Below are 9,578 nucleotides of genomic sequence, written 5' to 3'. Positions count from 1 at the left end.
TAAGATTTGACGCAGCACGCGATAAAAGGGCATCATTTGATGCCCTTTTTCTACGCAGTTTGACAAGAACCTATCTCATCAGTGGTTTTTTTCCGCATAATTACTGGTGAGATGGGCTCTGGCGAGACGGCGTATGGTGCCGAATCGCGACTTGCCGTGTAAACACGCGAGCGACGTCGCTTTTTGCAGATATAAATGTGCTATCCACATTGGTATCTCGTAAGATTCTCATTCGGTTTGGTTTGCCTCGCAATGCGGGGCAAAGTTGTTTTTCTGGAATCTAGTGACAGGTTGGTTTATGAGTGCGAATACCGATGCTCAAGGGAGCGGGCGTGGCCTGGAAGTCATGAAGTGGCTGGTTGTCGCCGTTCTGCTGATCGTAGCCATCGTCGGTAACTATATTTACCGTGATGTGAGTCTGCCACTGCGTGCTCTGGCCGTTGTGGTTATCATCGCTGCCGCCGGCGGCATCGCCTTGATGACGACGCAGGGTAAAGCGACCGTGGCATTTGCTCGCGAAGCGCGTACTGAAATGCGTAAAGTGATTTGGCCGACACGTCAGGAAGCGCTGCATACGACTCTGATCGTCGCCGCAGTGACCGCCGTTATGGCACTGATTCTGTGGGGACTGGATGGTATTCTGGTCCGTCTGGTTTCCTTTATTACTGGCCTGAGGTTCTAAAATGTCTGAAGCACCGAAGAAGCGTTGGTACGTCGTTCAGGCGTTTTCCGGTTTTGAGGGGCGCGTAGCCCAGTCGCTGCGCGAGCATATCAAACTGCACAATATGGAAGAGCTGTTTGGTGAAGTCATGGTGCCGACCGAGGAAGTGGTCGAGATCCGTGGCGGCCAGCGTCGCAAGAGTGAGCGCAAGTTCTTCCCGGGCTATGTCCTGGTGCAGATGGTAATGAACGACGCGAGCTGGCATCTGGTGCGTAGTGTACCGCGCGTGATGGGCTTTATCGGTGGGACTTCCGACCGTCCGGCGCCAATCAGCGACAAAGAAGTGGATGCGATTATGAATCGCCTACAGCAGGTTGGTGATAAGCCGCGTCCGAAGACCCTGTTCGAACCAGGCGAGATGGTGCGTGTCAACGAAGGGCCGTTTGCCGACTTTAACGGTGTGGTGGAAGAGGTGGATTACGAAAAGAGCCGCCTGAAGGTTTCTGTCTCCATCTTTGGTCGTGCTACGCCGGTTGAGTTGGATTTCAGCCAGGTTGAGAAGGCGTAATAAACGTCGCCACGCAGCAAAAGTGCATTGCCATAGGCGCGAAATTGAACTACAATTTCGCGCCTTTTGTATTTATGGGCTGCTGTGTTTTGCGGCACATAAAGCGTTTTACCATCACGGGGAGCCTCTCTGAGGCGATATTACCCAATTGAGGAAATTTTAAATGGCCAAGAAAGTCCAAGCCTACGTGAAGCTGCAGGTTGCAGCTGGTATGGCTAACCCGAGCCCGCCGGTTGGTCCGGCTCTGGGTCAGCAGGGTGTTAACATCATGGAATTCTGTAAGGCGTTCAATGCTAAGACTGACAGCATTGAAAAAGGTCTGCCGATTCCGGTTGTGATCACCGTTTACTCTGACCGTTCCTTCACTTTCGTTACCAAGACCCCGCCGGCTGCCGTTCTGCTGAAGAAAGCGGCAGGCATCAAGTCTGGTTCCGGTAAGCCGAACAAAGACAAGGTCGGTAAAGTGACCCGTGCTCAGGTACGTGAAATCGCAGAAACTAAAGCTGCGGACATGACTGGTGCTGACGTTGAAGCGATGACTCGCTCAATCGAAGGTACCGCTCGTTCCATGGGCCTGGTAGTGGAGGACTAATAGATGGCTAAGCTGACCAAGCGCATGCGCGTGATCCGTGAAAAAGTTGATGCGACTAAACAGTATGACATCAACGAAGCCATTGCTCTGCTGAAAGAGCTGGCCACTGCTAAATTCGTTGAAAGCGTAGACGTTGCCGTTAACCTGGGCATCGATGCGCGTAAATCTGACCAGAACGTACGTGGTGCTACCGTCCTGCCGCATGGCACTGGCCGCACCGTACGCGTCGCTGTCTTTACCCAAGGCCCGAACGCTGAAGCAGCTAAAGCTGCCGGCGCTGACCTGGTGGGTATGGAAGATCTGGCTGACCAGATCAAGAAAGGCGAAATGAACTTCGACGTTGTTATTGCTTCTCCGGATGCAATGCGCGTTGTTGGTCAACTGGGCCAGATCCTGGGGCCGCGTGGCCTGATGCCGAACCCGAAAGTGGGTACTGTTACGCCGAACGTAGCTGAAGCAGTTAAAAACGCTAAAGCTGGTCAGGTTCGTTATCGTAACGACAAGAACGGCATCGTTCACAGCACCATCGGTAAGGCGGACTTCTCAGCTGAGCAGCTGAAAGAAAACCTGGAAGCGCTGATGGTTGCGCTGAAGAAGGCGAAGCCGGCAACTGCTAAAGGCGTCTACATCAAGAAAGTTTGCCTGTCCACCACCATGGGCGCTGGCGTAGCTGTTGATCAGGCCACCTTGAGCGCAGTGGCTAACTAATCCTGCGGGATTAGGATTTGCCTTTTCGCTTTACGCGGGCGTTGGTTTTGTCTAAAATCTAACGCCCGCACATTCCATGAATGTAAAGCGAACGAATTTTCGGTTGGAGTCTGGCCTATTTCCAGACCTCCGTCCAAGACCGCAGGTGTCTCGTGAGGGACTTAATCGTCCTGCGTAGACGGTGACAGAGCCCGAAGAAATCTTTTTTAGATGTCTGGATTCTGCTCACCGTGTTTCTATGCTCGCGCATGGTTTCGGCCATAAGCGAGTGAAGTGAGTTCCGGAGTCATTCTCCGGCAAAATCCAGGAGCACAAGCTAATGGCATTAAATCTTCAAGACAAACAAGCGATTGTTGCTGAAGTCACCGAAGTAGCCAAAGGCGCGCTGTCTGCTGTCGTTGCGGATTCCCGTGGCGTAACCGTAGACAAAATGACTGAACTGCGTAAAGCAGGTCGTGAAGCTGGCGTTTACATGCGTGTTGTTCGCAACACCCTGATGCGCCGCGTCGTTGAAGGTTCTCAGTTCGAGTGCCTGAAAGACACGTTTGTTGGTCCGACCCTGATTGCATTCTCTATGGAACACCCGGGCGCTGCCGCTCGTCTGTTCAAGGCATTTGCCAAAGACAATGCAAAATTCGAGGTCAAAGCTGCAGCCTTTGAAGGTGAGCTGATCCCGGCGGCCCAGATCGACCGTCTGGCAACTCTGCCGACTTACGAAGAAGCAATCGCACGCCTGATGTCGACCATGAAAGAAGCCGCTGCCGGCAAACTGGTTCGTACTCTGGCTGCTCTGCGCGATCAGAAAGAAGCGGCTTAATCGCTGCTTTACTACTGTCGCACTTGCTAACGTATAAACTATTTCTGATTTTTAGGAACAATTGTCATGTCTATCACTAAAGAGCAAATTCTGGACGCAGTTGCAGAAATGTCCGTAATGGACGTTGTTGAGCTGATCTCCATGATGGAAGAGAAATTCGGTGTTTCTGCTGCTGCTGCTGTAGCTGTTGCCGCTGGCGGCGCTGCTGAAGCTGTTGAAGAAAAAACTGAATTCGACGTAGTCCTGACCGCTGCTGGCGGCAACAAAGTTGCTGTTATCAAAGCTGTCCGTGGCGCAACCGGTCTGGGCCTGAAAGAAGCTAAAGACCTGGTAGAATCTGCTCCGGCAGTTCTGAAAGAAGCCATCAGCAAAGACGACGCTGAAGCTCTGAAGAAAGCTCTGGAAGAAGCTGGCGCTTCTGTTGAAGTTAAATAAGTTTAACTTTCTGGAGTACAGTCTGTGTTAACAGGCTGATGGCTGGTGACTTTTTGGTCACCAGCCTTTTTGCGCTGTAAAGGATGCCTGTGAGGTTTCACACTGTTTAGTCACAGGTTATCCCCAATACTTGTTTCTATCGACGCCTTAATATACTGCGTCAGGACCGTGAGTTGCGGTGCTGTGTAAAGCGCAATGAAATGGTTTAAGAGTGATAGAAACAAGTATTGCGAAGGGGGATTCACCCTTTCGGTCACAAAATGGTGTTGCGTGAACTGTCCTATCAGGACGGACAAAATGGGTCGACTATTCAGCGAGCTGAGGAACCCTATGGTTTACTCCTATACCGAGAAAAAACGAATTCGTAAGGACTTTGGTAAGCGTCCCCAAGTGTTGGACGTACCCTATCTCCTTTCTATCCAGCTTGACTCGTTCCAGAAGTTTATCGAGCAAGATCCGGAAGGTCAGTATGGTCTGGAAGCGGCTTTTCGCTCCGTATTCCCGATCCAAAGCTACAGCGGCAACTCCGAGTTGCAGTATGTCAGCTATCGCCTGGGTGAGCCGGTATTTGACGTTAAAGAGTGTCAGATCCGTGGTGTAACCTACTCCGCTCCGCTGCGCGTAAAACTGCGCCTGGTGATCTACGAGCGCGAAGCGCCGGAAGGCACCGTTAAGGACATCAAAGAACAAGAAGTTTACATGGGTGAAATCCCGTTGATGACCGAGAACGGCACTTTCGTCATCAACGGCACCGAGCGTGTTATCGTTTCCCAGTTGCACCGCAGCCCGGGCGTGTTCTTCGATAGCGACAAGGGTAAAACCCACTCCTCTGGTAAGGTGCTGTATAACGCACGCATTATTCCTTACCGTGGTTCCTGGCTGGACTTCGAGTTCGACCCGAAAGACAACCTGTTTGTCCGTATTGACCGCCGTCGTAAGCTGCCGGCTACCATCATCCTGCGCGCATTGGATTTCACCACCGAGCAGATCCTCGATCTGTTCTTCGACAAGGTGATCTTTGAGATCCGCGACAACAAGTTGCAGATGGAACTGGTACCGGAGCGTTTGCGTGGTGAAACCGCCTCCTTCGATATTGAGGCCAACGGTAAGGTTTATGTCGAGAAAGGCCGCCGTATCACTGCTCGTCACATCCGTCAGTTGGAAAAAGATGACGTTAAGCTGATCGAAGTACCGGTTGAGTACATCGTCGGCAAAGTGGCGGCGAAAGATTACATCGATGAGAGCACCGGTGAGCTGATCTGCGCCGCTAACATGGAGCTGTCGTTGGATCTGCTGGCCAAGCTAAGCCAGTCTGGTTACAAGCGAATCGAAACGCTGTTCACCAACGATCTGGATCACGGCCCGTATATCTCCGAGACTCTGCGCGTCGACCCGACCAACGATCGTCTGAGTGCATTGGTAGAAATCTACCGCATGATGCGCCCGGGCGAGCCGCCGACCCGCGAAGCCGCCGAAAACCTGTTCGAGAACCTGTTCTTCTCTGAAGATCGTTACGATCTGTCTGCGGTCGGCCGTATGAAGTTCAACCGTTCTCTGATGCGCGACGAGATCGAAGGTTCCGGTATCCTGAGCAAAGAAGACATCATCGAGGTGATGAAGAAGCTCATCGATATCCGTAACGGTAAAGGCGAAGTCGACGATATCGACCACTTGGGCAACCGTCGTATCCGCTCCGTGGGCGAGATGGCGGAGAACCAGTTCCGCGTCGGTCTGGTGCGTGTCGAACGTGCGGTGAAAGAGCGTCTGTCTCTGGGCGATCTGGATATGCTGATGCCGCAGGACATGATCAACGCCAAGCCGATCTCCGCTGCGGTGAAAGAGTTCTTCGGTTCCAGCCAGCTGTCTCAGTTTATGGATCAGAACAACCCGCTGTCTGAGATCACTCACAAGCGTCGTATTTCCGCGTTGGGCCCAGGTGGTCTGACTCGCGAGCGCGCCGGCTTTGAGGTTCGAGACGTACACCCGACTCACTACGGTCGCGTATGTCCTATCGAGACGCCGGAAGGCCCGAACATCGGTCTGATCAACTCCCTGTCTGTGTACGCACAGACCAACGAGTATGGTTTCCTGGAAACCCCGTACCGCCGCGTGCGTGACGGTATCGTGACCGATGAGATCCATTACCTATCTGCTATCGAAGAAGGCAACTTCGTTATCGCCCAGGCTAACTCCAACCTGGATGAGGAAGGTCGCTTCGTTGAAGATCTGGTTACTTGCCGTAGCAAGGGTGAATCCAGCCTGTTCAGTCGCGATCAAGTTGACTACATGGACGTTTCCACTCAGCAGGTGGTTTCCGTCGGTGCGTCTCTGATCCCGTTCCTGGAGCACGATGACGCCAACCGTGCTCTGATGGGTGCGAACATGCAACGTCAGGCTGTACCGACCCTGCGCGCGGATAAGCCGCTGGTTGGTACCGGGATGGAGCGCGCGGTCGCCGTCGACTCCGGTGTAACTGCTGTCGCTAAGCGTGGTGGTATGGTGCAGTACGTGGATGCGTCCCGTATCGTCATCAAGGTTAACGAAGACGAGATGTTCCCGGGCGAAGCCGGCATCGATATCTACAACCTGACCAAGTACACCCGTTCCAACCAGAACACCTGCATCAGCCAGATGCCGTGTGTCTCACTGGGTGAGCCTATCGAGCGCGGCGATGTGCTGGCCGACGGTCCGTCCACCGACCTGGGTGAATTGGCGCTGGGTCAGAACATGCGCGTGGCGTTCATGCCGTGGAACGGCTACAACTTCGAAGACTCCATTTTGGTCTCCGAACGCGTTGTACAGGAAGATCGCTTCACCTCTATCCACATTCAGGAACTGGCCTGCGTGTCGCGTGACACCAAACTGGGGCCAGAAGAGATCACCGCCGACATCCCGAACGTGGGTGAGGCTGCGCTCTCCAAGCTTGACGAATCCGGTATCGTCTATATCGGTGCCGAAGTGAAGGGGGGGGACATCCTGGTCGGTAAGGTAACGCCGAAGGGCGAAACCCAGCTGACGCCGGAAGAGAAACTGTTGCGCGCCATCTTCGGTGAGAAGGCGTCTGACGTGAAAGACTCTTCTCTGCGTGTGCCGAACAGCGTTTCCGGTACTGTTATCGACGTGCAGGTCTTCACCCGTGATGGCGTGGAAAAAGACAAACGTGCGCTGGAAATCGAAGAGATGCAGCTCAAGCAGGCCAAGAAAGACCTGACCGAAGAGTTGCAGATCCTGGAAGCCGGCCTGTTTACCCGTATCCACGACGTGTTGGTTGCCGGTGGCGTGGAAGCGGAAAAACTGGAAAAACTGCCGCGTGACCGTTGGCTGGAGCTGGGCCTGGCGGATGAAACCAAGCAGAACCAGCTGGAGCAACTGGCTGAGCAGTACGACGAGCTGAAGGCAGAGTTCGAGAAGAAACTGGAAGCCAAGCGTCGCAAGATCACTCAAGGTGATGATTTGGCGCCGGGCGTGCTGAAGATCGTGAAGGTGTACCTGGCGGTGAAACGTCAGATCCAGCCGGGCGATAAGATGGCAGGTCGTCACGGTAACAAGGGTGTTATCTCTAAGATCAACCCGATCGAAGATATGCCTTACGATGAGAACGGTACGCCGGTCGACATCGTACTGAACCCGCTGGGCGTACCGTCACGTATGAACATCGGTCAGATTCTGGAAACCCACCTGGGTATGGCGGCGAAAGGTATCGGCGACAAGATCAACGCCATGCTCAAGCAGCAGCAGGAAGTGGCCAAACTGCGTGAGTTCATCCAGAAAGCCTACGATTTGGGTGACAACACTCGTCAGCAGGTGGATCTGAACACCTTCAGCGATGAAGAGGTTCTGCGTTTGGCAGAAAACCTGAAGAAGGGTCTGCCGGTTGCAACGCCGGTGTTCGACGGTGCTAAAGAGCGCGAAATTAAGGGCCTACTGGAGCTGGGTGGCATCCCGACCTCCGGTCAGATTACCCTGTATGATGGCCGCACCGGTGAGCGTTTCGAGCGTCAGGTAACTGTCGGTTACATGTACATGCTGAAACTGAACCACCTGGTCGACGACAAGATGCACGCGCGTTCCACCGGCTCCTACAGCCTGGTTACCCAGCAGCCGTTGGGTGGTAAGGCGCAGTTCGGTGGTCAGCGTTTCGGGGAGATGGAAGTGTGGGCGCTGGAAGCTTACGGCGCCGCCTACACCCTGCAGGAAATGCTCACCGTTAAGTCTGATGACGTAAACGGCCGTACCAAGATGTATAAGAACATCGTGGATGGCAGCCATCAGATGGAACCGGGCATGCCGGAATCCTTCAACGTACTGTTGAAAGAAATCCGCTCGCTGGGCATCAACATCGAGCTGGAAGACGAGTAAGCACTCGAATCCGTACCGATCACAGGGCGCCCGTTACGCGGGCGCCTTAAGAGTTCTCACTCCGACGGGAGCTAATCCGTGAAAGACTTACTGAAGTTTCTGAAAGCGCAAACTAAGACCGAAGAGTTTGACGCGATCAAAATTGCGCTGGCCTCGCCAGACATGATCCGTTCCTGGTCTTTCGGCGAAGTTAAGAAGCCGGAAACCATCAACTACCGTACGTTCAAACCAGAGCGTGACGGTCTTTTCTGTGCCCGTATCTTTGGGCCGGTGAAAGATTACGAGTGCCTGTGCGGTAAGTACAAGCGCTTGAAGCACCGTGGCGTCATCTGTGAAAAATGTGGCGTTGAAGTGACCCAGACCAAAGTGCGCCGTGAGCGTATGGGTCACATCGAACTGGCCTCACCGACTGCCCACATTTGGTTTTTGAAGTCCCTGCCGTCCCGTATCGGTCTGCTGTTGGATATGCCGTTGCGTGATATCGAACGCGTACTGTACTTCGAATCCTATGTGGTGGTCGAAGGCGGTATGACCAACTTGGAGCGTCGTCAGATCTTGACCGAAGAGCAGTATCTGGACGCGCTGGAAGAGTTTGGTGACGAATTCGATGCCAAGATGGGTGCCGAGGCGATCCAGGCTCTGCTGAAAGGCATGGATCTGGAAGCCGAGTGCGAGCAGCTGCGCGAAGAGTTGAACGAAACCAACTCTGAAACCAAGCGTAAGAAGCTGACTAAGCGCATCAAGCTCCTAGAAGCGTTCATCCTGTCTGGCAATAAGCCGGAATGGATGATCCTGACGGTGCTGCCGGTGCTGCCGCCGGATCTGCGTCCGTTGGTTCCGCTGGATGGCGGCCGTTTCGCGACCTCTGATCTGAACGATCTGTATCGTCGCGTGATCAACCGTAACAACCGTCTGAAGCGTCTGCTGGATCTCGCCGCGCCGGACATCATCGTACGCAACGAAAAGCGTATGTTGCAGGAAGCGGTCGATGCGTTGCTGGATAACGGCCGCCGCGGTCGTGCTATTACCGGTTCTAACAAGCGTCCGCTGAAGTCGCTGGCCGATATGATCAAAGGTAAGCAGGGGCGTTTCCGTCAGAACCTGTTGGGTAAACGTGTCGACTACTCCGGTCGTTCCGTTATCACCGTAGGTCCGTACCTGCGTCTGCACCAGTGCGGTCTGCCGAAGAAGATGGCGTTGGAGCTGTTCAAGCCGTTTATCTATGGCAAGCTGGAGCTGCGTGGTCTTGCTACCACCATCAAGGCAGCTAAGAAGATGGTCGAGCGTGAAGAAGCGGTGGTATGGGATATCCTCGATGAGGTGATCCGTGAGCATCCGGTGATGCTGAACCGTGCGCCGACCCTGCACCGTCTGGGTATCCAGGCATTCGAGCCGCTGCTGATCGAAGGTAAAGCCATCCAACTGCATCCGCTGGTTT

8 protein-coding genes are annotated in these 9,578 nt (G+C 53.9%); all 8 read left to right on the top strand.

Annotated features, from left to right (window positions below):
* Nucleotides 1-298 precede the first annotated feature (298 nt).
* Nucleotides 299-682 (top strand): preprotein translocase subunit SecE, encoded by a 384-nt coding sequence (secE, locus tag EHO01S_RS16225; protein ID WP_005280496.1) that lies wholly within the window; start codon nt 299-301, stop codon nt 680-682.
* Between the two features lies 1 nt (nt 683).
* The gene (gene nusG / locus EHO01S_RS16220; RefSeq protein WP_005280494.1) at nt 684-1,229 is read left to right on the top strand and encodes a transcription termination/antitermination protein NusG; all 546 of its coding nucleotides are present in this window, start codon (nt 684-686) and stop codon (nt 1,227-1,229) included.
* Nucleotides 1,230-1,392: 163 nt separating this feature from the next.
* Nucleotides 1,393-1,821 (top strand): 50S ribosomal protein L11, encoded by a 429-nt coding sequence (gene rplK / locus EHO01S_RS16215; RefSeq protein WP_024524934.1) that lies wholly within the window; start codon nt 1,393-1,395, stop codon nt 1,819-1,821.
* A 3-nt stretch (nt 1,822-1,824) separates the two neighbouring features.
* Nucleotides 1,825-2,529 carry a 50S ribosomal protein L1 gene (rplA, locus tag EHO01S_RS16210; protein WP_024524933.1) on the top strand — a complete coding sequence of 235 codons (705 nt, stop codon included), beginning with the start codon at nt 1,825-1,827 and terminating at the stop codon, nt 2,527-2,529.
* Between the two features lie 319 nt (nt 2,530-2,848).
* Nucleotides 2,849-3,346, top strand: coding sequence for a 50S ribosomal protein L10 (rplJ, locus tag EHO01S_RS16205; RefSeq protein WP_024524932.1), 498 nt, complete (start codon nt 2,849-2,851; stop codon nt 3,344-3,346).
* A gap of 66 nt (nt 3,347-3,412) precedes the next feature.
* Nucleotides 3,413-3,781: a 50S ribosomal protein L7/L12 gene (gene rplL, locus EHO01S_RS16200; RefSeq protein WP_005280479.1), complete on the top strand. Its 369-nt coding sequence runs from the start codon at nt 3,413-3,415 to the stop codon at nt 3,779-3,781.
* Between the two features lie 330 nt (nt 3,782-4,111).
* Complete coding sequence (gene rpoB, locus EHO01S_RS16195; RefSeq protein ID WP_024524931.1) at nt 4,112-8,140, top strand: DNA-directed RNA polymerase subunit beta; 4,029 nt, start codon at nt 4,112-4,114, stop codon at nt 8,138-8,140.
* Nucleotides 8,141-8,218: 78 nt separating this feature from the next.
* Nucleotides 8,219-9,578 (top strand): DNA-directed RNA polymerase subunit beta' (locus EHO01S_RS17745; RefSeq protein ID WP_035370829.1); only part of this gene is annotated, 1,360 nt, incomplete at its 3' end.

Source organism: Edwardsiella hoshinae NBRC 105699 = ATCC 33379, assembly GCF_000474215.1.
GTDB lineage: Bacteria > Pseudomonadota > Gammaproteobacteria > Enterobacterales > Enterobacteriaceae > Edwardsiella > Edwardsiella hoshinae.
The sequence above is the reverse complement of the archived record's forward strand: the minus strand, read 5'-3'. Positions and strand labels throughout refer to the sequence as shown.

Excerpts from the sequence above, each read along its gene's own strand:
- rplL (WP_005280479.1), top strand. The coding sequence starts at position 3,413 with ATGTCTATCACTAAAGAGCAAATTCTGGACGCAGTTGCAGAAATGTCC.
- rpoB (WP_024524931.1), top strand. The coding sequence starts at position 4,112 with ATGGTTTACTCCTATACCGAGAAAAAACGAATTCGTAAGGACTTTGGT.
- rplJ (WP_024524932.1), top strand. The coding sequence starts at position 2,849 with ATGGCATTAAATCTTCAAGACAAACAAGCGATTGTTGCTGAAGTCACC.
- rplA (WP_024524933.1), top strand. The coding sequence starts at position 1,825 with ATGGCTAAGCTGACCAAGCGCATGCGCGTGATCCGTGAAAAAGTTGAT.
- secE (WP_005280496.1), top strand. The coding sequence starts at position 299 with ATGAGTGCGAATACCGATGCTCAAGGGAGCGGGCGTGGCCTGGAAGTC.
- nusG (WP_005280494.1), top strand. The coding sequence starts at position 684 with ATGTCTGAAGCACCGAAGAAGCGTTGGTACGTCGTTCAGGCGTTTTCC.
- rplK (WP_024524934.1), top strand. The coding sequence starts at position 1,393 with ATGGCCAAGAAAGTCCAAGCCTACGTGAAGCTGCAGGTTGCAGCTGGT.